The sequence below is a fragment of the Streptomyces sp. NPDC003248 genome (assembly GCF_055563235.1).
Genome location: NZ_JBVHDT010000010.1, coordinates 259,670 through 286,429, shown reverse-complemented (window position 1 = coordinate 286,429; position 26,760 = coordinate 259,670). Strand labels below are relative to the sequence as shown.

21 protein-coding genes are annotated in these 26,760 nt (G+C 73.8%); 11 read left to right on the top strand and 10 right to left on the bottom strand.

Annotation, left to right across the window (positions count from 1 at the left end; all coding sequences use genetic code 11):
- Positions 1–137: 137 nt before the first annotated feature.
- From ACZ3KJ_RS23970 to ACZ3KJ_RS23955, 4 genes are all read right to left on the bottom strand, one after another.
- On the bottom strand, positions 138–1,427 hold the full coding sequence (locus ACZ3KJ_RS23970; RefSeq protein ID WP_467529859.1) for an aspartate aminotransferase family protein: 1,290 nt from the start codon (positions 1,425–1,427) through the stop codon (positions 138–140).
- A complete protein-coding gene (locus ACZ3KJ_RS23965; RefSeq protein WP_467529858.1) occupies positions 1,424–2,266 on the bottom strand; it encodes a nitrilase-related carbon-nitrogen hydrolase in 843 nt (280 codons plus the stop codon). Before ACZ3KJ_RS23965 ends, ACZ3KJ_RS23970 begins: the two co-directional genes overlap by 4 nt.
- A gap of 179 nt (positions 2,267–2,445) precedes the next feature.
- The gene (locus ACZ3KJ_RS23960; RefSeq protein ID WP_467529857.1) at positions 2,446–4,164 is read right to left on the bottom strand and encodes a hypothetical protein; all 1,719 of its coding nucleotides are present in this window, start codon (positions 4,162–4,164) and stop codon (positions 2,446–2,448) included.
- A gap of 121 nt (positions 4,165–4,285) precedes the next feature.
- Positions 4,286–4,537, bottom strand: a complete 252-nt coding sequence (locus tag ACZ3KJ_RS23955) for a helix-turn-helix domain-containing protein (protein ID WP_401695763.1) — start codon at positions 4,535–4,537, stop codon at positions 4,286–4,288.
- A 32-nt stretch (positions 4,538–4,569) separates the two neighbouring features.
- Between ACZ3KJ_RS23955 and map the strand changes: the two genes are divergently transcribed.
- Both map and ACZ3KJ_RS23945 read left to right on the top strand, forming a co-directional pair.
- Positions 4,570–5,340 (top strand): type I methionyl aminopeptidase, encoded by a 771-nt coding sequence (gene map / locus ACZ3KJ_RS23950; protein WP_467529855.1) that lies wholly within the window; start codon positions 4,570–4,572, stop codon positions 5,338–5,340.
- 394 nt (positions 5,341–5,734) lie between these two features.
- Positions 5,735–8,341 carry an ATP-dependent Clp protease ATP-binding subunit gene (locus tag ACZ3KJ_RS23945; RefSeq protein ID WP_467529853.1) on the top strand — a complete coding sequence of 869 codons (2,607 nt, stop codon included), beginning with the start codon at positions 5,735–5,737 and terminating at the stop codon, positions 8,339–8,341.
- Between the two features lie 31 nt (positions 8,342–8,372).
- Here the strand turns inward: ACZ3KJ_RS23945 and ggt are convergent, their stop codons facing one another.
- Positions 8,373–10,172 (bottom strand): gamma-glutamyltransferase, encoded by a 1,800-nt coding sequence (ggt, locus tag ACZ3KJ_RS23940; RefSeq protein WP_467529852.1) that lies wholly within the window; start codon positions 10,170–10,172, stop codon positions 8,373–8,375.
- Between the two features lie 118 nt (positions 10,173–10,290).
- Between ggt and ACZ3KJ_RS23935 the strand changes: the two genes are divergently transcribed.
- Entirely contained in the window at positions 10,291–11,052 is a 762-nt protein-coding gene (locus tag ACZ3KJ_RS23935; protein ID WP_467529850.1) for a hypothetical protein, read from the top strand.
- An 890-nt stretch (positions 11,053–11,942) separates the two neighbouring features.
- On the opposite strand, the gene ACZ3KJ_RS23930 is transcribed toward ACZ3KJ_RS23935, so the two are convergent.
- From ACZ3KJ_RS23930 to pcaDC, 4 genes are all read right to left on the bottom strand, one after another.
- Positions 11,943–12,383: a DUF6278 family protein gene (locus ACZ3KJ_RS23930; protein WP_389514820.1), complete on the bottom strand. Its 441-nt coding sequence runs from the start codon at positions 12,381–12,383 to the stop codon at positions 11,943–11,945.
- A 99-nt stretch (positions 12,384–12,482) separates the two neighbouring features.
- Positions 12,483–13,262: an exodeoxyribonuclease III gene (locus tag ACZ3KJ_RS23925; RefSeq protein WP_467529848.1), complete on the bottom strand. Its 780-nt coding sequence runs from the start codon at positions 13,260–13,262 to the stop codon at positions 12,483–12,485.
- A gap of 38 nt (positions 13,263–13,300) precedes the next feature.
- Positions 13,301–13,936 carry an MBL fold metallo-hydrolase gene (locus ACZ3KJ_RS23920; protein WP_467529910.1) on the bottom strand — a complete coding sequence of 212 codons (636 nt, stop codon included), beginning with the start codon at positions 13,934–13,936 and terminating at the stop codon, positions 13,301–13,303.
- 58 nt (positions 13,937–13,994) lie between these two features.
- A complete protein-coding gene (pcaDC, locus tag ACZ3KJ_RS23915) occupies positions 13,995–15,296 on the bottom strand; it encodes a bifunctional 3-oxoadipate enol-lactonase/4-carboxymuconolactone decarboxylase PcaDC (protein ID WP_467529846.1) in 1,302 nt (433 codons plus the stop codon).
- Positions 15,297–15,950: 654 nt separating this feature from the next.
- On the opposite strand from pcaDC, the gene ACZ3KJ_RS23910 reads away from it, so the two are divergent.
- The 5 genes from ACZ3KJ_RS23910 (at position 15,951) to ACZ3KJ_RS23890 (ending at position 20,533) form a co-directional block, all read left to right on the top strand.
- On the top strand, positions 15,951–17,783 hold the full coding sequence (locus ACZ3KJ_RS23910; RefSeq protein ID WP_467529844.1) for a sensor histidine kinase: 1,833 nt from the start codon (positions 15,951–15,953) through the stop codon (positions 17,781–17,783).
- A 117-nt stretch (positions 17,784–17,900) separates the two neighbouring features.
- Positions 17,901–18,320 (top strand): roadblock/LC7 domain-containing protein, encoded by a 420-nt coding sequence (locus tag ACZ3KJ_RS23905; protein ID WP_389514871.1) that lies wholly within the window; start codon positions 17,901–17,903, stop codon positions 18,318–18,320.
- On the top strand, positions 18,317–18,676 hold the full coding sequence (locus ACZ3KJ_RS23900; protein WP_467529841.1) for a DUF742 domain-containing protein: 360 nt from the start codon (positions 18,317–18,319) through the stop codon (positions 18,674–18,676). Before ACZ3KJ_RS23905 ends, ACZ3KJ_RS23900 begins: the two co-directional genes overlap by 4 nt.
- Positions 18,657–19,274, top strand: coding sequence for a GTP-binding protein (locus tag ACZ3KJ_RS23895; RefSeq protein WP_385066196.1), 618 nt, complete (start codon positions 18,657–18,659; stop codon positions 19,272–19,274). The genes ACZ3KJ_RS23900 and ACZ3KJ_RS23895 overlap by 20 nt, the downstream gene beginning before the upstream one ends.
- Positions 19,271–20,533, top strand: coding sequence for a cytochrome P450 (locus ACZ3KJ_RS23890; RefSeq protein WP_467529839.1), 1,263 nt, complete (start codon positions 19,271–19,273; stop codon positions 20,531–20,533). Before ACZ3KJ_RS23895 ends, ACZ3KJ_RS23890 begins: the two co-directional genes overlap by 4 nt.
- Before the next feature lie 275 nt (positions 20,534–20,808).
- Here the strand turns inward: ACZ3KJ_RS23890 and ACZ3KJ_RS23885 are convergent, their stop codons facing one another.
- The gene (locus ACZ3KJ_RS23885; protein WP_467529837.1) at positions 20,809–22,038 is read right to left on the bottom strand and encodes a cytochrome P450; all 1,230 of its coding nucleotides are present in this window, start codon (positions 22,036–22,038) and stop codon (positions 20,809–20,811) included.
- Between the two features lie 417 nt (positions 22,039–22,455).
- Between ACZ3KJ_RS23885 and ACZ3KJ_RS23880 the strand changes: the two genes are divergently transcribed.
- From ACZ3KJ_RS23880 to ACZ3KJ_RS23870, 3 genes are read left to right on the top strand one after another with little or no spacing between them, the layout of a single operon-like run.
- Positions 22,456–23,889: an FGGY family carbohydrate kinase gene (locus ACZ3KJ_RS23880; RefSeq protein WP_467529836.1), complete on the top strand. Its 1,434-nt coding sequence runs from the start codon at positions 22,456–22,458 to the stop codon at positions 23,887–23,889.
- Positions 23,886–25,322 (top strand): FAD-dependent oxidoreductase, encoded by a 1,437-nt coding sequence (locus ACZ3KJ_RS23875; RefSeq protein WP_467529834.1) that lies wholly within the window; start codon positions 23,886–23,888, stop codon positions 25,320–25,322. Before ACZ3KJ_RS23880 ends, ACZ3KJ_RS23875 begins: the two co-directional genes overlap by 4 nt.
- On the top strand, positions 25,319–26,635 hold the full coding sequence (locus ACZ3KJ_RS23870; protein WP_467529832.1) for an NAD(P)/FAD-dependent oxidoreductase: 1,317 nt from the start codon (positions 25,319–25,321) through the stop codon (positions 26,633–26,635). The genes ACZ3KJ_RS23875 and ACZ3KJ_RS23870 overlap by 4 nt, the downstream gene beginning before the upstream one ends.
- The last annotated feature ends 125 nt before the right edge of the window (positions 26,636–26,760 follow it).

The window sequence follows — 26,760 nt, the reverse complement described above, 5'->3', positions numbered from 1 at the left end:
TGCGATGCTCCTCAGTGCCACGTGCTCCTCAGCGCCGTGTTCCTCGGCGCCGTGCTCCTCGGTGCCGTGCTCCTCGGTGCGTGCTCCTCGGTGCCGTGTCCGGCTCAGTGCCGCTTGCTCCCAGTGCCGTGTCCCGCTCAGTGCCGCGTGCTCCTCAGGGCGCCGTCGAGGATCGCGGCGCCCTCCTCGGCCTCGGCGACGGTCAGGGACAGCGGCGGTGCGATGCGCAGGGCGCTGGTGCTGTGGCCGCCGCCCTTGCCGATCAGCAGGCCGTCCGCGCGGGCCGCCTCCAGGACGGCGGCCGCCCGGTCCGGGTCGGCGTCGTCGGTGCCGGGCCGGACGAGCTCGACGCCGATCATCAGTCCGCGCCCGCGCACCTCCCGTACGCCCGGGTCGTCCGCCGTGACGGCCCGCAGCCGTTCGATGAGCAGTCCGCCGACCCGCCGGGCGTTGCCCTGGAGGTCGTGCTCCAGCAGGTGGGCGAGGTTGGCGAGGGCGGCCGCCATGGTGATCTGGGTGCCGCCGAAGGTCGAGATGCTGTTGGCGTCCAGACAGTTCATGATCTCGGCGCGGGCGATGACACCGCCGACGGACATGCCGTTGCCGATGCCCTTGGCGAAGGTGACGATGTCCGGCGGGCCGTTGCGGCCGTGTGCCTGCCAGCCCCAGAAGTGGTCGCCGGTGCGGCCCCAGCCGGTCTGCACCTCGTCGGCGATCCAGAGGATGCCGCGCTCGTGCAGCACCTCGCGGAACGCCGCGTAGAGTCCGTCCGGGGGCGAAGTGAAGCCGCCGACGCCCTGGATCGGCTCGGCGATCAGCGCGGCGGGCGGGCGGGTGTGGCCGAGGAGGTCCTTCAGGTCGTCCACGCAGGCCGCGATGAACGCGCGGTCGTCGAGCGCGGCGTAGGGACCGCGGGTGCGCACGCCGCCGTGGACGTACAGCGTCTGGAGGGGGGACAGGGAGGTCGGGGACCAGCCGCGGTTGCCGGTGACGCCGACCGCGCTGAAGGAGCGGCCGTGGTAGCTGTTGCGCATCGCCAGCACCGTGTTGCTGCGCCGGTACGCCGTCGCCAGCAGCAGGGCCGTGTCGTTGGCCTCGGTGCCGGAGGTGGTGAAGAAGACGCGGGCGTCGGGGACGGCGCTCACCCGGGCGATGCGTTCGGCGAGTTCCACCATCGGCCGGTTGAGGTAGAGCGTGGACGAGTGGACGATCCGCCCGGCCTGCTCACCGACCGCCTTCGCCACCTCGGGCAGCGCGTGGGCGGTCATCGTGGTGAGGATGCCGCCGAAGAAGTCGAGGTACCGGGTGCCCTGCGCGTCCCAGACGTGCCGGCCCTCGCCGTGGGTGATCTCCAGCGGTTCGTCGTAGTAGAGGGCGAGCCAGTCCGGGAGGACCCTGCGGTGGCGGGCGTACAGGTCGTCGCTCACGGCCGCACCAGCCCCTCGTAGGCGTCGGGGCGGCGGTCGCGGTAGAAGGCCCAGGTCTGCCGCACCTGCTCGACCAGGTCGAAGTCGAGGTCGCGGACGAGGAGTTCCTCGTCCTTGTCGCCGGCCGGCTCGCCGACGAACTGTCCGCGCGGGTCGACGAAGTAGGAGGTCCCGTAGAAGTCGTTGTCGCCGTACTCCTCCACCCCCACCCGGTTGATGGCGGCGACGAAGTACTCGTTGGCGACGGCGGCCGCGGGCTGCTCCAGCCGCCACAGATGGGCGGAGAGGCCGCGGTGGGTCGTCGACGGGTTGTAGACCAACTGGGCTCCGTTGAGACCGAGTTGCCGCCACCCTTCGGGGAAGTGCCGGTCGTAGCAGATGTAGACGCCGACCTTGCCGACGGCGGTGTCGAAGACGGGCCAGCCCAGGTTGCCCGGCTTGAAGTAGTACTTCTCCCAGAAGCCCTCGACCTGGGGGATGTGGTGCTTGCGGTACTTGCCGAGGTACGAGCCGTCCGCGTCGATCACGGCCGCGGTGTTGTAGTAGAAGCCGGACTGCTCGATCTCGAAGACGGGGACGACGATCACCATGCCCGTCTCGCGGGCCAGGTCCCGCATGCGCCGGACGGTCGGCCCGTCGGGGACCGGCTCGGCCCAGCGGTAGTGCTCCGGCTCCTGGACCTGGCAGAAGTAGGGCGCGTTGAACATCTCCTGGAACCCGATGATCCTCGCGCCCTGCCGGGCCGCCTCACGGGCGTGCTCCTCGTGTTTCGCCACCATGGACTCGGTGTCGCCGGTCCAGGTGGCCTGGACCAGGGCGGCACGGACGACGTTGGCCATGAGCTGCTCCTTCGACGGGACCGCCAGAGCCTCTACGCCCGTAGACGACGGCCGTAGAGGGACGAACGTAAGCCTCCTGGACGGGCTTGCCAAGACCATCGTCGTCAACCCGCGGTGTCGATCGCGTTTCACACTCCGGTGGGTGAGCCGCGGCCGTACGGCGTACCCGGCGGCACCGGTCAGCCCGTGAGCCCGGCGGCCCGCAGGGCGTGCGCCAGGTACCGGTGCCGCTCGTCCGACACGCCCCGGGCCGCCTCCAGCAGCAGCGGGACGAGGACCCGCGGATCCGGGGCGGCGCTGCGGGCCGCCTCCTCGGGGGTGCGCACCCGGACGTAGGCGTCGAGCAGCGACCGTGCCGCGGGGCGGCGGCCCTGCGCGAGCAGACCGAGGGCGGCTTCCCCGATCTCGTCGGCCGGCCGGACGACGCCCTGCCGCAGGATCTGCTCCCCGTCGGCCGTGCGCCCCGCCCCGGCCAGGGCGTCCGCGGCGGCGACCAGCCGGTCGGCGGGCAGCGAGGCGGCCTCCCACAGCAGGGTCGTCCAGTCGGCGTCGAGCCCGGCGCGGCGGAGGTCGGCGGCGAGCAGCGGGATCCGGACGGCGGGCCAGTACGCGAGTTCCACGAGCAGCGCGTGGGCCTCTCCGCTGCGGCCCTCGGCGCGCAGCCGCACCAGCCGGTCCACCGCCTCGGCGCTCTCCCGCCGCGCCACCGCGTCCCCCGGCTCGGCCCACGCCTCGCCCCCCGGCTCGGGCCGCTCCGCCAGCGCCTCGGCGGCCCCGGTCGCCCCGGCGAAGCGCGCCCCGCGGGGGGCGCGGCGCGCGGCGGACGGGGACACGGCGGAGGCGGACGCGGCCGGCGCGTCGGACGGGGACGTGGCGAACGCGGACGGCGCGGGTTCGGCGGCGGGCGGGACGACGACGGGGCCGGCGGTCTCCTCCTCCACCAGGCCGGCGAAGCGGGCACTGCCCCGCCTGCGCTTGCGCTGCTTGGGGGTGGGGGTGGGGGTGGGCGCAGAAACGGGAGCGGGGGCAGGGGCGGGGGCGGGGGCGGCGATCGAGCCGTCCGTGTACGTGGGCGCCGTGGTGCTCGGGGTGTCGGCATACGCGGACGGCGTGGCGGTCAGGACGTCGGCGTACGTCGGCGCCGTATCGATCGGGGCATCGGCATACATGGGCGCCGGAACGCTCGGGGCATCGGCGTACGTCGGCGCCGTACCGATCTGGACGCCGGCGTACGCGGGCGCGGACGCCGGGGTGCTGGGGGCGGGGGCGTCGGCGGTCCGGCGCGCCGGGGGCGGGGGCGGTGTCCGCCCGTCCTCCGCGTGCCGCCCGTCCTCCGCGCGCCGGTCGGCCTCCGCGCGCCGGTCGGCCTCCGCGCGCCGCCCGTCCTCCGCGCGCCGGTCGGCCTCCGCGATCCGGTACCGCAGTTCGGCGCAGCGGGCGGTGGCCCGCTCGTGGTCGTCGTGGGCCCAGGCGAGGTCGAGGCGGAGGGCGTCGGCCTCGTCGCGGTCGGCCGCGGCGGCCAGCAGCCGGCCCAGTTCGGCCTGGTGCTCGACCGCGTGGCGCTGTTCGCGCAGCATGGCGTCGAGCCGGCCCTCCAGGGCGTCGCGGCCGCCGGGCCGGTCGTCGTGGGCGACCAGGGCGGCGAGGTGCAGGAGCCGGGCCCGCTCCGCGTCCTGGGCGGCGGCCTGCGTGCCGTACTCCGCGGCCAGGTCCTGGAGCAGCGCCTCCACCACGTCCCACGGCGGCACCTCGTGCCCGTCGAGACAGGCTTGCATGCCGTCCGGGTCGCGCTGCCAGAACACCGCGCACCAGCCGGCGCCCTGGTCCAGGCGCGCCAGGAGGCCGTCCAGGTAGTCCGCGAACTCCCGCACCGGGGCCGGGAGCCGATCCGGAGCCATCGTCCACCTCCCGCGCGACCGGAACATCACGGTCCGTAGAAAACACCAGTTGTGTTACGGCGCGGCTACGGGGAGTTTTCCGGGGCGACGCGGGACGGGCGCGAAGCCTCTGCCTCCCGCCTCACACCGGCACGAGTGCGCACCGCTCCGCCAGCTCGTCCAGCGACAGCCCGAGGGCCCGGGCCAGGGCGGCGACCGTGAAGAAGGCCGGGGTCGGGGCCCGGCCGGTCTCGATCTTGCGGAGGGTCTCGGCGGAGATGCCGGCGATCGCCGCGATCTCGGTCATGCTGCGGCCGCCTCGGGCCTCGCGGAGGAGGCCGCCGAGCCGCTCGCCGCGTTCGCGCTCTTCGGGGGTCAACGGGGTGCGCACCATGCCGTCATTCTAATACCGGTATAGTAATTGGCATGGTGGAACTGAAGACGGACACATCGATCGACGCCATGTACGAGGCGGGGCAGGTGGTCGCGCGTGCGCTGACGGCCGTGCGGGACGCCGCCGACGTGGGGGTCTCCCTGCTGGAGCTGGACGAGGTGGCGCGCGACGTGCTGCGCGCCGCGGGGGCGGGCTCACCGTTCCTCGGCTACCGGCCGTCCTTCGCGCCCACCCCTTTCCCGGCGGTGATCTGCGCGTCCGTGAACGAGGCGATCGTCCACGGCATCCCCGACGGCTACCGGCTGCGCGACGGCGACCTGGTCTCGATCGACTGCGGCGCACAGCTCGGCGGCTGGGCCGGCGACTCGGCGATCAGCTTCACCGTGGGCCGGCCGCGCCCGGCGGACCTGCGGCTGATCGAGACCGCCGAACGGGCCCTCGCGGCCGGCATCGAGGCGGCCGTCGTGGGCCACCGCATCGGCGACATCGCCCATGCCGTCGGCGCGGTCTGCCGGGCCGCCGGCTACGGCATCCCGGACGGCTTCGGCGGGCACGGCATCGGCCGCCGGATGCACGAGGACCCGCCGGTGCCCAACGAGGGCCGGCCGGGCCGGGGCCTCCCGCTCCGCCCCGGCCTGGTCCTGGCGATCGAGCCCATGGTCATCGCCGGCGGCACGGACGGCTACCACGAGGCCCCCGACGGCTGGACCCTCAGGACGAACGACGGTTCGAGGGCGGCCCACGCGGAACACACGGTGGCGATCACGGAGTCGGGCCCGCGGATCCTCACCGAGCGGCGGTAGGACGGCGCCTCTGAGGGGCGCGGGGGCGACCGGCGGGGCCACGCGCCCGGTCCCCGCGGCCCGCAGCCGCCGTACCACCCGCACCGCCTCCGCCGCACGCACCGCCTCCGCCGCACGCACCGCCTCCGCCGCCCGCACCGCCCGCACCGCCTCCGCCACCCGCACCACCCAGGTCCCGGAACCCCGGATCACCCCGGCCCCCGGGCCCCGGGCCCCGGAACCACGGACCACCCCAGCCACCCAGCCACCCAGCCACCCAGCCACCCAGCACAAAATGCTGCCCACCAACGACCGTGACAAGGTGGACACGGTGTCCCCACCCACCTCGCAGGGTTAGCACCGCACGGCAGGGGCACCCGTCGCACCGGCAGTGCAGTCGATGGAACGGAACGCCATGACCAGCGGCTTCACCAGCCCGGAGGGCTACAACGACCCCTTCGGTGAATTCCTGGCCCGCTTCTTCGGCGGGCCCCGCCCCGGCCCCCGCCAGATCAACATCGGCCAGCTCCTCAGCCAGCCGGCCAGGGATCTGGTCCGCGGCGCGGCGCAGTACGCCGCCGAGCACGGCAGCCGCGATCTGGACACCGAGCACCTGCTGCGCGCGGCCCTCGTGACGGAGCCGACGCGCACGCTGCTGAGCCGGGCCGGTGCCGACCCCGACTCCCTCGCGACGGAGATCGACGAGCGGTCGGGCCCGGCCCAGCACCCGCCGGGCGAGTCGCCGGCGCTCACCTCGCTGTCCCTGACCCCGGCCGCCAAGCGCGCCCTGCTGGACGCCCATGACCTGGCCCGGTCGCGCGGCGCGGGCCACATCGGTCCGGAGCACGTGCTGAGCGCCCTCGCGGCGAACCCGGACTCCGCGGCCGGCCACATCCTGAACGCGGCCCGGTTCGCGCCCTCGGGTGGTGCGACGGAGGTCCCGGACGCCGCGCAGGACCGGGCGGAGCGGCCCAAGCCCACCGGCACGCCCACGCTGGACAAGTACGGGCGTGATCTCACCGACCTGGCCCGCCAGGGCCGTATCGACCCGGTGATCGGACGCGACGACGAGATCGAGCAGACGATCGAGGTGCTCTCCCGGCGCGGCAAGAACAACCCGGTGCTGATCGGCGACGCGGGTGTCGGCAAGACCGCGGTCGTGGAGGGGCTCGCCCAGCGCATCGCGGACGGCGACGTGCCGGACGTCCTCACCGCGCGCCGGGTCGTCGCCCTGGACCTGACCGGCGTGGTCGCCGGCACCCGCTACCGGGGCGACTTCGAGGAACGCCTGAACACCATCGTCGACGAGATCCGCACCCACTCCGACCGGCTGATCGTCTTCATCGACGAGCTGCACACCGTCGTCGGCGCCGGCGGAGGCGGGGAGGGCGGTTCCCTGGACGCGGGCAACATCCTCAAGCCGCCGCTGGCCCGCGGCGAGCTGCACATCGTGGGCGCGACGACGCTGGAGGAGTTCCGGCGGATCGAGAAGGACGCGGCGCTGGCCCGCCGCTTCCAGCCGATCCTGGTGCCCGAGCCGTCGGTGCCGGACACGATCGAGATCCTGCGCGGGCTGCGGGACCGCTACGAGGCCCACCACCAGGTCCGCTACACCGACGAGGCGCTGGTCGCGGCCGTGGAGCTGTCCGACCGGTACCTCACCGACCGGCGGCTGCCGGACAAGGCCATCGACCTGATCGACCAGGCCGGCGCCCGGGTCCGCCTCGGCGCCCGGACGAAGGGCACGGACGTGCGCGCCATGGAGCGCGAGGTCGAGCAGCTCGTCCGGGACAAGGACCAGGCGGTCACCGACGAGCAGTACGAGCAGGCGACGCAGTTGCGGGACCGGATCGTCGAGCTGAGGCAGCGGATCGAGGACGCGGCCGGCGGCGGCGAGGCGGACGAGGGACTGGACCTGGAGGTCACCGCCGGGGCCGTCGCCGAGGTGGTGTCCCGGCAGACCGGCATCCCCGTCGCCAGCCTCACCCAGGAGGAGAAGGAACGGCTGCTGGGTCTGGAGGAGCATCTGCACGAGCGGGTCATCGGCCAGGACCAGGCCGTGCGGGTGGTCTCCGACGCGGTGCTGCGCTCCCGCGCCGGTCTCGCGAGCCCGGACCGGCCGATCGGCAGCTTCCTCTTCCTCGGCCCGACCGGCGTCGGCAAGACGGAGCTGGCCCGCGCCCTCGCCGAGGCGCTGTTCGGCAGCGAGGAGCGCATGGTGCGCCTCGACATGAGCGAGTACCAGGAGCGGCACACCGTCAGCCGGCTGGTCGGCGCCCCGCCCGGCTACGTCGGCCACGAGGAGGCGGGCCAGCTCACCGAGGTCGTGCGCCGGCACCCGTACTCGCTGCTGCTGCTCGACGAGGTGGAGAAGGCGCACCCGGACGTCTTCAACATCCTGCTCCAGGTGCTCGACGACGGCCGGCTCACCGACTCCCAGGGCCGCACGGTCGACTTCGCCAACACGGTCATCGTGATGACCAGCAACCTGGGGTCGGAGGTCATCACCCGGCGCGGTGCCGGCATCGGTTTCGGGTCGGGCGGCACGGACGCCGACGAGGTGGCGCGGCGGGAGCAGATCCTGCGGCCGCTGCGCGAGCACTTCCGGCCGGAGTTCCTCAACCGCATCGACGAGATCGTCGTCTTCCGCCAGCTGACCGGCGGGCAGCTGCGGGAGATCACCGATCTGCTGCTGGAGCAGACCCGCCGGCTGCTGCGCGCGCAGGGCATCACGGTCGAGTTCACGGACGCGGCCGTCGACTGGCTCGCCGAGCGCGGCTACCAGCCCGAGTACGGTGCGCGTCCGCTGCGCCGCACCATCCAGCGCGAGGTCGACAACGAGCTGTCCCGGCTGCTGCTCGACGGGCGGGTGCGGGAGGGCGACCGGGTGAGCGTGGACGTGGAGGGCGGACGGCTGGCGTTCGTCACCCCGCCGCCGCCCGTCTCCCCGACGCCCGTCCCCCCGACGGACGTCTCCCCGACGGACGTCTCCCCGACGGACGTCCCCCCGCCGGAGCTGTGAGGCGGGGGGCGCTGCGAGGGGGGGGGGCGGGCTACGAGGCGGGGCGCACCACCTGCGCCGAGCCGCCACCGCGCCGTACCGTCTCGGCGGCCGCCAGCCACCTGCCGTCGGGCAGCCGCTGCACGCCGGTGGCCGCGCCGATCTCCGCGTTCGGCTTGAAGGAGTGCCCGAGCGCTTCGAGGGCTTGCGCCGTCCCGCTCCCGTACAGGCCCGGTTCGAGTTCGGTCTGGGCCGCGTTGCGCTGGCTGGCGCGGGGCGCGGCGATGGCGTCGACGAGCGGCAGGCCCCGGTCGAGGAACCCGGTGAGGGTCTGGAGCACGGTGGTGATGATGGTCGCGCCGCCGGGCGAGCCGAGCGCCACCACCGGCTTGTCGTTCCGGTCGAGGACGATCGTCGGTGAGATCGACGACCGCGGCCGCTTGCCCGGGCCGGGCAGGTTCGGGTCGTGGACGGCCGGGTTGGCCGGGGCGAAGGAGAAGTCCGTCAGCTCGTTGTTGAGGAGGAAGCCGCGCCCGGGGACGGTGATGCCGCTGCCGCCGGTCTGCTCGATGGTCAGCGTGTAGGAGACGACGTTCCCCCACTGGTCGGCCACCGTCAGATGGGTGGTGTTCTCGCCCTCGTACGTCGTCGGCGCGGCCGTCCCGCCGGTGGTGCAGGCCGCCGGGTCGCGCGGGTCGCCGGGTGCGACCGGGCTGGTGAGGACCGCGTCGTCGCGGATCAGGCACGCCCGCGAGTCGGCGTAGCGCTGCGACAGCAGTTCCTTCGTCGGTACGTCCTCGAAGGCGGGGTCGCCGACCCAGCGCCCGCGGTCGGCGAACGCGATGCGGCTCGCCTCGATGAAGCGGTGCAGGTACTGGGTCTCGCTCGCCTTCGACAGGTCCGTCCGCTCCAGGATGTTGAGCGCCTCGCCGACGGTCGTGCCGCCGGAGGAGGAGGGCGCGATGGAGTAGACGCCGAGACCGCGGTAGGTGGTCCTGCTGGGCGCCTGGAGCTTGGCGCGGTAGGCGGCGAGGTCCTTCTCCGACAGCGCGCCGGGGCGGGCGTTCCAGCCGGAGGCCGGGTCGACCGGCGGGTGGTTGACGGTGTCGACGATGTCGTCGGCGAGGTCCCCCCGGTACAGGGCGCCCACGCCCTTCTTCGCCAGCTCCGCGTAGGTGCGGGCGAGGTCGGGGTTCTTGAACGTCGAGCCGACGACCGGAAGCTGTCCGTCGGGCAGGAAGAGGTCGGCGGTGTCCGGGAAGTAGCGGAAGCGGGTCTCGTTGGCGGCGGTCTGGGTGCGGAAGGTGTCGTCGACGGTGAAGCCGTCGCGGGCGAGGCGCTCGGCGGGCGCCAGCACCGTACCGAGCTTCCTGCTGCCCCACTTGTCGAGGGCGGTCGCCCAGGTGGCGGGCGTGCCCGGGGTGCCCACGCCGAGGCCGCTGCTGACGGCGTCGGCGAAGGCGAGGGGCTTGCCGTTCTCCAGGAAGAGGTCCGCGTCGGCGGTGAGCGGGGCGGTCTCCCGGCCGTCGATCGTGTGGACGGTACGGGACTTGGCGTCGTAGTAGACGAAGTAGCCGCCTCCGCCGATGCCGGCGGAGTACGGCTCGGTGACACCGAGGGCGGCGGCGGTGGCGACGGCCGCGTCGACGGCGTTGCCGCCCTTGCGCAGTACCTCGATGCCGGCCGCGGAGGCGTCCGCGTCGACGCTGGCGACGGCGCCGCCGTAGCCGACGGCGACCGGGGTCTTCTCGACGGGCGTGTCCGGTGCGGTCGGTGGGGCGGTGGCTCCCACCGACACGACGGCGGCCGAGACCGCCAGGACCGACAGCTTCCGCGCGACAGGGCGACGCATCCGTACCTCCAGTCCGGGTCCGTCCGCGCAGCCTATGCCACCCACCGACGCCCCGTCAGGAGCGCGTGGCAGCGCGTGTCGAACACGGGTTTGCGTTCGCCCGCTAGCATGCGCGCCCATGAATGACGACGTGCGCAACATCGTCCTGGGTGTGGTCGCGGCCGGTATCAGCGCCGCGCTCGGCTGGGTGGCCCGTACCTACCTGTGGAAGCGGAAGCTGCGGCGCAAGCAGGCGTTCTTCGGGCTGCCGGACAACTCGGAGTCGCTGCTGGTCGTCAACCGGGATCCGGCGACCGCCGAACCGGCGGTCCACCGCTTCGACGTCTTCGCCCTCCTGGAACTCTCCGCGCTGGTCAAGGAGTGCGGGGCGAACGTCCAGGTGGTCACGCAGGACTCGGTCCATCAGGGCTTCGGCGAGCGAACCGAGTTCTGCGTGGGCGGACCCGGCTCCAACCGGCGCATGACGGCGCACATGGCGGCGATGCTGCCCGGCGTACGGGTCAACGTCGATCCCGAACCGGGGCCCGACCGCGGCGCGTTCCAGATCGGCGGCGAGCGCTACCGCATGGATCCGGGCGTCACCGAGTACGTGCTGCTGGCCCGGCTCACGGTGGGTCAACGGGGTGAGACCCGGCCGGTGTTCCTGTTCTGCGGGCAGCGCGCGATCACCAACCAGGCCGCGACCCGCTACCTCGCCCGCCACCACGAGCGGCTGCACCGCAAGCACGGCGACAGCTCCTTCGTGCTGCTGCTGAAGGTGGTCAACTCGCAGGCGTACGGCCCGGACGTGGTCGAACTGGTCGCGGACGTGACCCGGCCGGCCCAGACACCACTACCGCCCCAGGCGACCGCCGCGCGGCCTTCCCACCGGGCGTCCTGAGTACGGTTCGTCGTTTCACCGGTCGTCGTTGCCGGTTGCCGGTCGTCGACTGCCGGTTGCCGGTCGCGGTCCCGGACGGTCCGTGCTCTTCGAGCACGACCCGTCCGGCGCGCGGCTGACCTTCTCCCCGCCGGGAACGCCCCGTCCATCGGGTCGTTCCCCTGCGCGAGCAGTGATCTCCGGCCGCGCGGCCGGACGGATGGAGCTCTGTGGACCAGTGCCCCCGCGGCCGAAGGGCCGTGGGGACTCCCACCCGGCGGCAGCGCCCCCGCCGCGGCGACGGCCGAGGTGAGCGCCCTGCACATCCCCGGTGCGGTGCGGCGCGCGTCCGACCGCGGGGATGAACGGACCATGCTAGCCGAGGTTCCTGGCAAGGGAACGGCCTGCGAACGGGGACTGCGGGGACGGGCACGGAGTGCGCTGCGACGGGCTCGGGCCGGTCACCAGCGCGGGGCCGTCGGGTCGGCCGCGGGGCCTGCCGGACCGGCTGGGGTCGGTCAGCGCCCGCCAGGGCCGGCGGAAACCGGTCGGCAACGACCAGGAGGTCGGTCGGCTCCCTCCAGGGCCGGTGGGCCCCGGAGCGTTGGGCAGGACCCCGGGGGCCGGTGAGGGGTCGGCTGCCCGGAGGACGGTGGCGGCCGGCAGGGACGGGCCGTCGGGAGGTCTGACGCGGCACCGGCTGCGGCGCACGGTCCAGGGGTGCGGTGCGGGGTGACGCCGACGATGCTGGGTACCGCGCACCGTCCAGGGTGCGGGTGCGCGGTGCGCCGGGGTTCCGGTGCGCCGGGGTTCCGGGGCCGGAAGTCGCCTTGTGATGGGCCTCGTCCGGCCCGCGCCCCCGGCAGATGCGGGTGGTGGGCCGGGGCGCACCGCCGGTCCGGGACGGGGGCTCAGGCCTCGGCGACCTCGGCGTACACCTGGGAGAGTTCGGGGACGCCGTGGGCGGCCCAGGCCTGGCCGTCGGAGACGACGTCGATCTCGCGGCCGGAGGCGAGACGGACCACCGGGCGGCCGTCGGGCCGGATCCGCCAGCCGGCGCCGGGCACGGTGCGCACCACGACCGTGCCGAGGTAGAGCCCGGCGTCGTTGCCGAGCCAGGGCAGGAGTTCGTCGTCGTCGCGCCAGCGCGGCACCAACTGGTCGAGCGTCTCCAGCGAGGCGGCGGTGTCGTCGAGCGCCGCGCCCTCCCGCCCCGCCAGGGAGCGCAGCAGCTCGCACTCGGCCAGGAGATCGCCGTAGCCGCCCGGTCCGTCGCCGTCCTCGGGGAACACCGCCACCCCGACGGCAGGGTCACGCCTCTTGCGCCATTTGCCAAGAAAGGGGATCTCCATGGCACCAGCGTGACATTCGTACCGCCGCGCACACCACAGGCGCGCGGGCCGCCGCGGCGGTCCGCACGCCAACGGGCCGGGCAGCGCCGGGAGTACGGATCACACCTCCAGGTCGACGACGACCGGCGCGTGGTCCGAGGCGCCCTTGCCCTTGCGCTCCTCACGGTCGACGTAGGCGTCCTGCACGGCCTTGGCGAAGGGCGCGTTGCCGTACACCAGGTCGATCCGCATGCCGCGGTTCTTGGGGAAGCAGAGCTGGCGGTAGTCCCAGTACGTGAAGGGGTGCTCGTACTTCAGGGGGCGCGGGACCACGTCCGCCAGGCCCGCCTCGCGCAGGGAGGCCAGGGCGGCGCGCTCGGCGGGGGTGACGTGGGTGGAGCCCTCGAAGGCGGCCGGGTCGAAGACGTCGTCGTCCGTCGGCGCCACGTTGTAGTCGCCCAGCACGGCGAACGGGCGGCTGCCCGCCGCGTCACCCGCGACGGCGGCCTTGAGGGCCTCGAACCACTGGAGCTTGTAGGCGTAGTGGGGGTGGTCCACCTCGCGGCCGTTCGGCACGTAGACCGACCAGACGCGGACCGGACCGCAGGTCGCGGAGATCGCGCGGGGCTCCTGGGCGCCCTCGTAGCCGGGGTCGCCGGGCAGGCCCTTGACGACGTCCTCCAGGCCGACGCGGGAGAGCACCGCCACGCCGTTCCACCGGCCGGTGGCGTGGACCGCCGCCTCGTAGCCCAGCTCGCGCAGCTGGTCGACCGGGAACTGCTCCTCGGCGACCTTGGCCTCCTGGAGGCAGAGCACGTCGGTGCCGCTGCTCTCCAGCCAGGCCAGGAGCCTCGGCAGGCGGGCGGTGATCGAGTTGACGTTCCAGGTCGCGATGCGCATGCCTCACAACCTACCCGGAGCCTGTGACAACGCCGTCCTCAGAGCTCCGCGGAGGCCCCGGACGCCAGCCGGCCGTGCGGCGCGCCGCCCAGGTTGCCGAGGTGGGTGTCGTAGAGGGGGCGGGCGAGGTCGGTGAGGAGGGCGTCGTGGATGTCGTAGACCCACCGCGGCCCGACCTCGCGGACGTACTCGATGACCTCGGAGATCTTGTTCCAGGGGGCCTGGACCGGGGCCAGAAGGGTCTCCACCCGGTGGCCGGGGACGGTGAGCGCGTCTCCGGGGTGGAAGACGCGGCCGCCGTCGATCAGGTAGCCGACGTTGGTGACCCGCGGGAGGTCCGGGTGGATCACGGCGTGCAGTTCGCCGTGGACCTGGACGTCGAAGCCGGCGGCGGTGAAGGTGTCGCCGTGGCCGACGGTGTGGACGCGGCCCGGGAAGGCGGCCGCGAGCTTCTCCGCGACGGACCTCAGGGTCCAGATCTCGGTGCCCGGGCCGGCCTCCATGGCCGCCCGCAGCCGGGCCTCGTCGAAGTGGTCGGGGTGCTCGTGCGTGACCAGGAGGACGTCCGCGCCGAGCGCGGCGTCCTCCTCGGTGAACGCGCCCGGGTCGATGACGAGCGTGCGCCCGTCCTTCTCCAGGCGGACGCAGGCGTGCGACTTCTTCGTGAGCTTCATGGGCGTCGTGGGCGTCGTGGGCGTCATGGGTCCATCCTGCCTCCGGCGGACCCGGCGCTCATTCGGTGGGCGTCGTCTCCTCGCGGATGACCTGCTGCGCCACCCGGAAGGCGCTGTTCGCCGCCGGTACGCCGCAGTAGACCGCCGCCTGGAGCAGGACCTCCTTGATCTCGTCGGGGGTGAGGCCGTTGCGCAGCGCGGCGCGGGTGTGGAAGGCCAGCTCGTCCAGGTGGCCGCCGGCGACCAGCGCGGTGAGCGTGACGCAGGAGCGGGACCGCCGGTCGAGGCCGGGGCGGTCCCAGATCTCGCCCCAGGCGTAGCGGGTGATGAACTCCTGGAAGTCGCCCGAGAAGTCGTCGGCCTGCGACAGGGCCCGGTCCACGTGGGCGTCGCCGAGCACCTCGCGGCGCACCTTCAGACCCGCGTCGTAGGGGTCGGGGCGGCCCGTCTCCGGCGGCGGCGCCACCACGGGCGCGGGCGCGATCTCGGCGATGGGCACGGCCTGCGGGGGCGCCGCCGGGATCTGCCGGAGGGAGACGCCGGGGACGGCGGTCTGGCCCGTGCTGTGGTCGTAGGCGGGCTGCCAGGCGGTGGAGAAGTGCCGGACCAGCAGGTCGGTGACGGCCGCGGGCTGCTCCACGGGCACCAGGTGGGAGGCGCCGGGGACGACGGCGAGGCGGGCGTCCGGGATGCCGGCCACCAGGGTGCGCGCCTCGGCCGGGCCGGTGACCTGGTCGTCCGAGCCGACGAGGACCAGGGTCGGCACGCCGACCTGGCCGAGTTCGGCGCGCACGTCGAACGAGGCGAGCGCCTCGCAGGCCGCGATGTAGCAGCCGGGGTCGGTGGTGCGCACCATCTGCACGGCCCAGTCGGTGATCGCGGGCTGGGCCGCCGCGAAGCCGGTGGTGAACCAGCGGTCGGGCGAGGTGCGGGCGATGGGGTCGAGGCCGTTGGTGCGGACGATGACGCCTCGCTGCCGGAACTCGTCCGCCGTGCCGAACCGCGGCGAGGCCGCGATCAGCGCGAGCGAGGCGACCCGCTCGGGGTGGCGCAGGGCCAGCTCCACGCCGACCGCGCCGCCGAGCGCGCAGCCCGCGTAGCCGAAACGCTGCACGCCGAGCGCGTCGAGGGTGGCCAGCAGCCGCGCGGCCAGGTCGGCGACGGAGCCGGCCGGGTGGGCCGGGGCGCCGCCGTGACCGGGCAGGTCGAAGCGGAAGACCCGCCATTGCCCGGCCAGTTCGGGCACCTGGCGGTCCCACATGTGCCATGTGGTTCCCAGTGAGGGACCCAGGATGAGGACCGGAGCGTCTTCTGGCCCGTCAACGCGGTATTGCAGGGTGTTCGGTACTGTCTCGCTCACCCGTCTGACCCTCTCACGTAGCACGAAATCTCACATAGCCGGGGCGAACCTAGCGGGTCCCGGCCCTCCCGTGACGGCAGATCCGGCAGGGGCCGGGCGGATCCCCCGTGAGCCGGTACGCGACGGCGCGACAGCGCGGCCGCCGCCCGGCCGTCGGGCCTTTCCCCAGTCGTCTGGCCGTCCCGCACCCGTCCACCGGCACGCGGCCGGAGCCGGCGTGTGCGACGGCGCCCGGCCGACGCCGGCGAAGGGGATTGTGTGGGGGAGTTGTGATTTCCTCGCACGCCCTCGGCGTCACGGCGGGCGCAAAAACGGGCGTGCCACCCGGAAGTTGACAGTCACTCACACTCGTACTGCCGTACGAACGACGATTTTTGGACGGTGACGGCCGGAAAACACCGGCTGTGAGCCATCGACTTCGACGGGAATGCTCCCTTGCGTCCCTGCTGTTCCGCCTTGTCCAGCCGCCGACTTCACATCGGAGGCTCCTCCGGCCGGGCCGCGCGGCCCGTGCGATCACCACGGTCGGCGGCATGACTAGCATGACCCGGTACCCGGATCGGCGGAGCACGTCGCCCCCTTCCTTCCGGGCCTGCGGCCGTCGTGTGTCGGTCGACCCGTTCTTCCTGCTCTCGAGGACCGAGGAACCGCGGAATGTCTGTGACTGCATCTCCCAGTCAGCGTCGGTCGGCCGAAGCGCCCCGGGCCTCGTCGGCCGTGCCCGTGACCGTGCTGCTGGTGGGTGGCGCGGCCGCGGGCGCGGCGATGGCTGCGGCCCCCGCCGCCGCCCGCACCTGGACGGTGGTCACCGCTCTGGTCGCCTGGGCCTGCGTGGCGGTCACCGTCGTCGTCTGCGCCGTGCTGATCCGGCGGACCCGCCGGTCCGCCGCCGCGCGGGATGCCGAAGTCGCCCGGATGAGCGCCCAGTCGGCGCAGCAATCGGCGGAGTCGGCGCATCTGGTGAACGTCACCCTGCCCGCTCTCCTGGACCGGCTGGGGGAGGGCGAGGGGGCGCGTGAGGCCCTGGCGAAGGTGTCGCCGCCCGCCGATCCGCGGCTGCTCCAGGTCGTCCAGGCCTTCGCCGCCGCGATGGAGCAGGCGGTGCGGTACGCCACCGCCGCGGACGCCGAACGGCAACGGGTCCGGCACGAACTGGACGGGATCACCGCGGAGATGGACCGGGTGGCGCAGAAGATGCTGCCCGCCGTGGTCGAGCAGCTGCGGGAGGGCAGCTCGGCCGACACCGTGCTCGCCGGGCTGGAGTGGCCGCCGTCCTCCGTGCTGCGGACGCCCACCGAAACGTTCGTCCGCGAGCTCGCCCACAGCGAGCGCCGCGCCGCCGCCGCGCAGGCCGCTTCCGCGAAGGCCCTCAGCCGTGTCCAGGCCAAGACCGTGAGCATGCTCGCCGACCTGCGGGAGATGCAGGAGCGGCACGGCGAGGAGGTCTTCGGCGACCTGCTGAAGCTGGATCACAGCACGTCCCAGCTGGGTCTGATGACCGACCGGCTGGCGCTGCTGATGGGCGGTCGGTCCAGCCGCGCCTGGAACAAGCCGATCGTGATGGAGAGCATCCTGCGCGGTGCGGCCGGCCGGATCGCGGCGTACCAGCGGGTGCGGCTGCACTGTTCCTCGAACGCCGCCGTCTCCGGCTTCGCCGCCGAAGGCGTCATGCACCTGCTCGCCGAGCTGGCGGACAACGCCGCCAACTTCTCGCCGCCGATCGACGAGGTCCACATCTACGTCGAGGAGCACAGCGCCGGGCTGATCGTCACGATCGAGGACAGCGGCCTGAAGATGGCGGACGCGGCGATGCGGCGCGCCGAGGAGGCCGTGGCGGGTCGCGTGACGGACCTCGCCTCGCTCCAGGGCACACGGCTCGGTCTGGCCGTGGTCGGGCGGCTGGCCCTCAAGTACGGCATCAGCGTCAACTACCGGCCGTCGTCGCGCGGGGGCACCGGCGTCGTCGTGCTGCTGCCCCTGAACCTGCTCGCGCAGCGGAGCGATGCCGCACCGCGGGAGGCGGCGGGCCGTCCCGCCGCCGTCACGGACGCCGTCCCCGGACCGCGGGAGCCGTCCTCGCGGCCCCTGGCGGGCTCTCGCCCCACGACGGCCTCGCGCCCCACGACGGCCTCGCGCCCCGCGGCGGCCGAACTGCCCGGCCCCGCCGCGCGGCCGGCTCCCGCGGTCCGGCCCGCCGCGCCGGCGGAAGCCTCCGGCCGGACGGCTCCCCACGGCCCCCTGGAGGCCACGCCGAACGGTCTTCCCGTCCGGGCCCCCGGCCGTACGATGGCCGAGGCCGAGCGCGAACGCCACCAGCGCAGGGCGACGGCCGATTCCCCCGAGTCCGACGACGCGCCGGGACGGACCCGTCCGGCGGGGCGTGACGCCGGCTCGCGCTTCGGGGCCTTCCACAGCGGGCGCACCTCCGCCGGCGGCACCGACGAAGCCGGGGCCGACCCCGGATCCGGGCCGCGGACCGGCCAGTAGCATCACGTCCTTCCCGGCGTCGGAGCCATGGCGCCCTCATTTCCCGCTCAAGCTCGTGAGATTGGAGGAACGGGCCGGCAACCGGCGTCCTAGGACACCACCGTCCCATCACCTACCATGCAGACCACCGACAACAGCCTCACCTGGCTTCTGCAGGGCCTTCTGGAGCGCACCCCCGGCACTCGGCACGTGCTGGTCCTGTCCCGGGACGGCCTGAAGCTGTGCTGGACCGAACACCTGGCGCTCGACCAGGCCGACCAGTTGGCAGCCATCTGCTCGGGCATGCAGTCCCTCGCCCAGGGGGCGTCCGTCGAGTTCGGTGACGGGAGCGGTGGGGTGCGGCACTCCATGACCGAGTTCCACGGTGGTCAGCTCTTCATCGTGCAGGCGGGTGAAGGCGCGCACCTGGCGGTCCTCGCCGAGGAGGACGCCGACCCCGGCGTGGTGGGTCACCAGATGACCGAGCTCGTCGAGCAGCTCGGCGAGCACCTGCGGGCCGAACCCCGCGAGAGCGCGCAGGGGAGCACATCGTCGTGATACGACGGCCCGTGGACACCGGTGATCCCGACCGGCTCTATACGGTCACCGGCGGGCGCAGCCGCGCGGACGACGCGTTCGACCTGGTCACCCTGGTGGTCAGCGAGTGCAGGCCCACCGCCGGGATGCAGTCGGAGCACGTGCGGATCCTGGAACTGTGCCGGCACCCGACGGCCGTCGTCGAGATCGCCGCCGAGCTGAAGCTGCCGATCACGGTGGTGCGCATCCTGCTCGGCGACCTGCTCGCCATGAGCCGGATCACCGTCCGCCAACCGCCCCCGGCACGATCCGCCGCCTCCTCACTCCCCGATTCCGCCTTTCTCAAGGAGGTGCTCCATGGGCTCCGCAACCTCTGAGCTGCCTTCCGTGCGCACACCGCTGTCCGACGCCGCCGAGACAGGCCTGAAGATCGTCGTGGTGGGCGGTTTCGGGGTCGGCAAGACGACTCTGGTCCGCTCGGTCAGCGAGATCCGTCCGCTCAACACCGAGGAGGTGATGACGCAGGCGGGTGTCGGCATCGACGAGACGAACAAGGTGGCGGCGAAGACCACCACGACGGTGGCGTTCGACTTCGGCCGGATCAGCCTCAACGAGAGCATGATCCTGTACCTGTTCGGCGCTCCGGGCCAGGAGCGCTTCTGGTTCCTGTGGGACCGGCTCTTCTCCGGCACGCTCGGCGCGGTCGTCCTCGTCGACACGCGCCGCATGGACGACTCCTGGTACGCGATCGACCGGCTGGAACACCACAAGACGCCGTTCGTGGTGGCCGTCAACCGGTTCGACGACGAGCCGAACCGGTACTCCCTGGACGAGATCCGCCAGGCACTCGCCCTGCCCGCGCACGTGCCGCTGGTCGACTGCGACGCCCGGGTCAGGTCGTCGGGCAAGGACGTGCTGATCACCCTCGTGGACCACCTCTACGAAATGGCCATGGCCCAGGAGAAGACACCGTGACCGACACCGGACCCCTTCCCCCGCACGCCGCTCCCCCGGGCTGCCCCGCCCACACGGGCGCGGTGCCGCTGGCCGGCCTGGAGTACCAGCAGGATCCCTCGCGGCTCTACCGGGCGCTGCGCCGGGAGCACGGCCCCGTCGCGCCCGTGCTGCTCGACGGGGACATCCCCGCCTGGCTGGTGCTCGGCTACTCCGAGGTCAGCTACGTGACGAGCCACGACGAGCTGTTCGCCCGCGACTCGCGGCGCTGGAACCAGTGGGAGAACATCCCGGCGGACTGGCCGCTGCTGCCGTTCGTCGGGTACCAGCCCTCGGTGCTGTTCACCGAGGGCGACGAGCACCGGCGGCGGTCCGAGGTGATCACGGACGCCCTGGAGGGCGTCGACCAGTTCGAGCTGGCGCGCGAGTGCCGGCAGATCGCCGACCAGCTCATCGCGTCGTTCGCGGGGAGCGGTCAGGCCGAGCTGATGAGTACGTACGCGCACGCGCTGCCGATGCGTGCCGTCGTCCAGATGTGCGGGATGCCGCACACGGGTGAGGACACCCAGCGGCTCGTGGAGGACCTCCAGATCTCCCTCGACGCCGCCGAGGGCGAGGATCCGGTGGCCGCGTACATGCGGGTGGCCGAGCGGATCCAGCAGCTGGTGAAGGAGAAGCGGGAGCGGCCGGGCCCGGACGTCACCTCGCGCATGCTGCTGCATCCGGCCGGGCTGACCGACGAGGAGGTCGTCCAGGACCTGATCACCATCATCGCCGCGGCCCAGCAGCCGACCGCCAACTGGATCTGCAACACGCTGCGGTTGCTGCTCACCGACGAGCGGTTCGCCCTGAGCGTGTCGGGCGGCCGGCTGAGTGTGGGCGAGGCGCTGAACGAGGTGCTCTGGCTGGACACCCCGACGCAGAACTTCATCGGCCGCTGGGCCGTGCGCGACACCCAGCTCGGCGGGCGTCGGATCCGGGCGGGTGACTGCGTCGTCCTGGGGCTCGCCGCGGCCAACACCGATCCCCAGATCTGGCCGGAATCGTACGTCGGGGCGGAGAACGCCGCGCACCTGTCGTTCAGCAACGGGGAGCACCGGTGCCCCTATCCCGCCCCGCTGCTGGCCGACGTCATGGCCCGAACGGCGGTCGAGAACCTGCTGGAGCGGCTGCCCGACCTGGTCCTCGCCGTGGAGCCGGAGGAACTGACCTGGCGCCCGTCCATCTGGATGCGCGGCCTGAGCGCCCTGCCGGTGGAGTTCACCCCGGTGGTGCAGTAGCGCACCGCCCGGGGCGGACGTCTCCCCGGGCGGGTCGTTGCCGGTGTGGTGCGGCACCCGTGCCGTCCGCCGGCCGCTCCGGCCTGCCGCCCGGCCCCTCGGGGCACGGGACGGCGGGGCACGGGACGGCGGTCCGCGCGATGCGGTCCTCGGGGACGGTGATCCTCGGGACGGCGGTACGGGCGATGGCGGTCCGGGGGACGGCGGTCCGGGGGACGGCGGTCCGGGGGACGGCGGTCCGGGGGACGGCGGTCCGGGGGGGCGGAGGCGGGGGATCAGTTCCCGGCGGGGGTGAACCGCACCGGTACGGCCTGCGGGCCTCGCGTGAAGACGCCCTGTTCCACGAGGTCGGCGTCGTCGGCGAGGCGTATGTCGGGCATGGCGTCGAGGAGCTGGCCGACGCCGATCTCGACCTCGGCCTTCGCGAGCAGGGCGCCGACGCAGAAGTGCCGGCCGAGCGCGAAGGCGAGGTGGTCGGCGGCCGCCGAGAAGGCGGTGGTGGTGGTCAGGTCGTCGCGGAAGATGTCGAACCGGTCCGGCTCCCGGTAGCGGGCCTCGTCCCGGTTCGCGGCCCCGATCAGGCAGGTGACGGTGGCGCCGGCCGGGACGACACCGCTGCTGAGCGTGACCTCGGTGGCCGACTGCCGCATGATCATGTGCACGGGAGGCGTGTAGCGCAGCGTCTCGGCGAAGGCGCGGGCGATCAGGCTGCGGTCCTCGCGGACGGCCGCCAGCTGCTCGGGGTGCCGGAGGAGGTTGGCGAAGATGCCGGCGATCGCCTTGTCCGTCGTCTCGCCGCCCGCGGCGAGCAGCAGGCTGCAGAAGGCCTTGATGTCCTCGTCGCTCATCCTCACGCCGTCGACCTCGGCGGCGCACAGCGCGGACAACAGGTCGTCGCCGGGGGCGTCGCGGCGCGCCCGGATGATCGGGATCATGTACTCGGCGAACTCCGCCCGGGTCCGCTCCCCCGCCGCGGCGACCTCGGGATCGCCCGAGAGGTTGCCGAGGAAGGCGATGACCGCCGTGTACCAGCGGTGGAACCGTGCGTGGTCGGCCTTGTCCAGGCCCAGCATGTCCGCGATCACGTTGACCGGGAAGCGGGTCGCGTAGTCGGTCACCAGGTCGGCGGAGCCGGTGTGCCGGAACCCGTCGATCAGCTCACGGGAGTTGCGCTCGATCACGGGCAGGAACTTCTCCTGGAGGTCGCTGCCGCGGAAGGCGGGGGCGACGAGCGCACGCCTCACCGCGTGCTCCCGCCCGCTGAGCTGGAGGATCGTCCTGCCGTGGACGGGTTCGAGCTGCCAGTCGTAGTTCTCGGTGGTGAACTCGCCGTCCCTGTCCTTGAAGACGCGCGCCACGTCCTCGTAGCGGGAGATGACGTAGCTCTGGGTCGCCTCGTGCCAGAACAGCGGGGCGCTGTCGCGCATCACGCGGTAGGCCTGGTAGGGGTCCGCGGCGAACTCGGGCGAGAGGATGTCGGGGACCTGCTGCTGCGCGGTGGCCATGGAGCTCCCTCGGGCGGTAACGGATGTACCGGCCAAGATTATTGATCAACAGGCACCCGCGACAGCCCGCCCCGGTCGCCTCTTCGGCGATGCACGCGTGTTGGCCGAAAACCGTCCCGGCGTGGCCGTGCGCCGTTCGGCGGCCCGGACGTCGTGACGGCGGTCTTCGCGGACCGGTGCAGGGGGTGTGCAGGGGGTTGTGCGAGGGGTTGTGGAGGGGGCTGTGCGAGGGGGTGCGCAGGGGGCGTGCGCAGGGGCTGTGCAGGGCGGCTGTGCAGGGGCTGTGCAGGGCGGCTGTGCAGGGAGCGTCCGACGCCCTTGCCCAAGTGGCGCCTGCTCCCCCTCGACCCGGCACTGGACACCGCTGATACAACCGGTCCCGAGCCCGCCGACCCCATTCGCAGAAGGTACCGCCCCATGACCGCGATCCTCGCCCTCGACCAGGGCACCTCCGGCACCAAGGCCGTCGTCGTCGATACCGAGGACGGCATCGTCGCCCTCGCCGAAGAGCCGCTCCGCCCTGCCTACTTACGCGGCGGCGGGGTGGAACAGGACCCGCGGGCGCTGCTCGGCTCGGTGCTGGACGCCGGACGCCGCGCGGTGCGCGAGGCCGGCCGGCCGGTCGCCGCCGTGGCCCTGGCCAACCAGGGCGAGACGGTGCTGGCCTGGGACCGGACCACCGGAGCACCGCTGTCGACGGCGTTGGTGTGGCAGGACCGGCGCGCCGAGAGCGTCTGCGCCGAACTGGCCGAACACCGTGAGCGGTGCGCGGCCCGCACCGGGCTGGTCCTCGACCCCTACTTCTCCGCCCCCAAGATGGCCTGGCTGCGCCGCCACCTCACCCGGGAGGGCGTGGTGACGACCACCGACACCTGGCTCGTCCACCATCTGACGGGACAGTTCGTCACCGACGCCTCCACCGCGAGCCGTTCGCTCCTCCTCGACCTGGACAAGGTCGCCTGGGACGACGAACTCCTCGCGCTGTTCGGCCTGGAGGACGAACAGTTACCCCGCATCGCCGCCTGCGACGAGATCGTCGGCACCACCCGCGCCTTCGGCCCCGAGGTGCCGGTGGCCGGGCTGATCGTGGACCAGCAGGCCGCCCTGGTCGCGGAGAGCTGTCTGACGCCCGGGACGGCGAAGTGCACCTACGGCACGGGGGCGTTCCTGCTGGCGAACACCGGGCCCGACCCCGTGCGCTCCAGCGCCGGCCTGACCACCTCGGTGGCCTGGCGGGTGGCCGGGGAGACCCCGTACTGCGTCGACGGGCAGGTCTACACGGTCGCGTCCGCGGTGCGCTGGCTCCAGGACCTCGGCCTCGTCCGGTCGGCGACCGGTCTGGACGCGGCGGCCGCGGCGGACGCCGAGGGCGTCCTGTGCGTGCCGGCCTTCGCCGGTCTCGCCGCCCCCTGGTGGGCGCCCGGGGCCACCGCCTCCTTCACCGGCCTGACCCTGTCCACCCGTCGCGAACACCTCGTGCTCGCCGTGCTCCAGGGGATCGCCGCGCAGATCGCGGAACTGTGCGCCCGGGTCGCGGCCGATCTCGGCCACCCGCCGACCCGGCTGCGCGCGGACGGCGGCCTGACCCGGTCGGCCGCCCTGATGCAGGCCCAGGCAGACATCGCGCAGGTCCCCGTCGACGTCTACCCCCACGCCCACGCCACCCCCTTGGGCGCGGCCGCCCTCGCCCGCTGCGCCCTCGATCCCGCACTCACGCTCCAAGAGGCCGTCGGCGACTGGCAGCCGGCCACCGTCCACCACCCCCGCTGGTCCGCCGACCGGGCCGCGGAGTTCCGCACCGCATGGGCGCGGGCCGCCACCGCGAGCGCCGCCGAGGGAGAACGCGCATGACCACCGCACCCCACCGCCCCCGAGGTGACGTCTTCGACGTCGCCGTGATCGGCGCGGGCGTCGTCGGCGCCGCCATCGCCCGCGAACTCTCCGGCCACCACGTCTCCGTCGCCCTGATCGAGGCACGGGACGACGTGGGCGACGGCACCAGCAAGGCCAACACCGCGATCCTGCACACCGGCTTCGACGCCGTGCCCGGCACGCTCGAATCACGACTGGTCGCCCGCGGACACCACGCGCTCAACGCCTACGCGAAGGCCACCGGCATCCCCGTCGAGCGCACCGGCGCCGTCCTCGTGGCGTGGAACGAGGAGGAACTCGACGCGCTGCCCGGCCTGCGGGCGAAGGCCGAGGCCAACGGCTACACGCACTGCCGGATCGTCGACGCCGAGGAGATCCACCGGATGCTGCCCGCCCTCGGCGCGGGCGCCCTCGGCGGGCTGACCGTCCCCGACGAGTCCATCATCTGCACCTGGACGACCACGCTCGCCCTGGCCACCGACGCCCGGCAGCGGGGCACCGCCCTCCTCCTCGAACACTCCGTCACCGGCGTCGGCCAGGACCAGGAGACGACCACGCTGCACACGTCGGCCGGTGAGGTACGCGCCCGGTGGGTCGTCAACGCCGCGGGACTGGGCGCCGACCACATCGACCGGCTCTTCGGCCACGACCGCTTCACCGTCACCCCCCGCCGCGGCGAACTGCTCGTCTTCGACAAGCTCGCCCGCCCCCTGGTGGACAGGATCGTCCTGCCGGTGCCCACCTCCCGCGGCAAGGGCGTGCTCATCTCCCCCACCGTCTACGGCAACGTCATGCTGGGCCCGACCGCCGAGGACCTCGAGGACCGGTCGGACACGGCCACGTCCGAGGACGGTCTCGACTTCCTCCTCACCATGGGCGAGCGCCTGATGCCGCGCCTGACGGCCGAGGAGGTCACCGCCTGCTACGCGGGGCTGCGTGCGGCCGTCGACCACCCCGACTACCTGATCGAGGCCACACCCGGGCAGCGCTACCTCCTCGTCGGCGGCATCCGCTCCACCGGGCTGAGCGCCTCCCTCGCCATCGCCGAGCACTGCCGCGGCCTGCTGGAGAAGGCGGGGCTGCCCCTCGAACCCCGCGACACGCTCCCCGCCCCGCCGCGGATGCCCCACCTCGGCGAAACCACCCGGCGCCCTTACCAGGACGCCGGCCTCATCGCCCGCGACCCCGCCTACGGAACGGTCGTCTGCTTCTGCGAGCGCGTCACCGAGGGCGAGATCCGCGACGCCTGCCACGCCCCCGTCCCGGCCCGCGGCCTCGACGGCCTGCGCCGCCGCACCCGCGCCATGAACGGCCGCTGCCAGGGGACCCTCTGCGGCGCCGCGGTCGCCGCCCTGCACGAGAAGCACCACGCCCACGACGGCTGCCACAGCCAGGACAAGGACGCCCGATGACCCACCAGCCGCACCTCGTCACGCCCGACGTCCTCGTCATCGGCGGCGGCCCCGCCGGTCTGACCGCCGCCGCCGAACTGCGGCGCCGGGGCGCCGGACACGTCCTGGTCATCGACCGGGAGGAGCAGGCCGGCGGCATCCCCCGCCACAGCGGCCACACCGGTTACGGGCTGCGCGATCTGCGCCGCGTCCTGTCCGGCCCCGCCTACGCCCGCCACCTCGTCCGCCGGGCCGCCGAGGCCGGCGCCGAGATCCGCACCCGCGCCATGGTCACCGGCTGGACCGACGACACCACCGTCGACGGCACCACGGTCGGCGCCAGCATCACGGTCGGCGACACCACCGTCGGCGACATGACCGTCGACGTCACCAGCCCCGACGGCCGCTACCGGATCCGGCCCCGCGCCCTCGTCCTGGCCACCGGCGCCCGTGAACGTCCGCGCGCCGCACGCCGCATCCCCGGCGACCGCCCCCTCGGCGTCTACACCACGGGCCAGCTCCAGAGCCTCGTCCACCTGCACCACCGGCCCGTCGGCCGACGCGCGGTCATCGTCGGCGGCGAACCCGTCAGCTGGTCCGCCGCCCTGACCCTGCGCGCGGCGGGCTGCACCCCGGCGCTCATGATCAGCCAGTACCCCCGGGCCGAGTCCTACGGCGCCTTCACCGCGGCCGGACGGACCGTGCTGCGCGTCCCGGTCGCCACCCGCAGCCGCGTCACCCGCGTCATCGGCAAGGGCCGCTGCCGAGCCGTGGAGATCGAGCACCTGGACACCGGCCGGCGCCGTACCGTCGCGTGCGACACGGTCGTGTTCACCGGCGACTGGATCCCCGACCACGAACTCGCCCGCTCGGGCGGCATCGCCCTCGACGAGGGAACCCTCGGCCCGCTCACCGACACCGCGCTGCGCACCAGCCGTCCGGGCGTCTTCGCGGCCGGCAACCTGCTGCACCCGGTCGACACCGCCGACGTCGCGGCCCTGGACGGCAGGCACGTCGCCCGGCAGGTCCTCGACCACCTGCGCGGCAGCCGGCAGCCCGCCGAAGGCGTCCGGCTGTTCGCCGACGCGCCCTTCCGCTGGGTCGCCCCCCAGATCCTGCGCCCGGGCGACCCCGCACCGGCACGCGATCGGCTCCTCCTGTGGACGGACACCTTCGTCCGCTTCCCCGAGGTGACCGTCCGGCAGGGCGGACGGGTCATCACACGGAGGACGTCGGCGTGGCCCGCCGCACCCGGCCGTGTCTTCCGCGTCCCGGCCGGTGTGCTCGACGGCGTGTCGCCCACGGACGGCCCCGTCCGCATCGGTCTGCGGTGACACCGGCCGCGGGCTGCGGGGGACGAGCAACAAGCCGCGGGGGGGCGGGGGGCCGCGGGACGGGCGGTGTCGGGCGGTGTCGGGAGATGGCGGGCGGCGGCGGGCGAGCGGCGGGCGACGCGTCC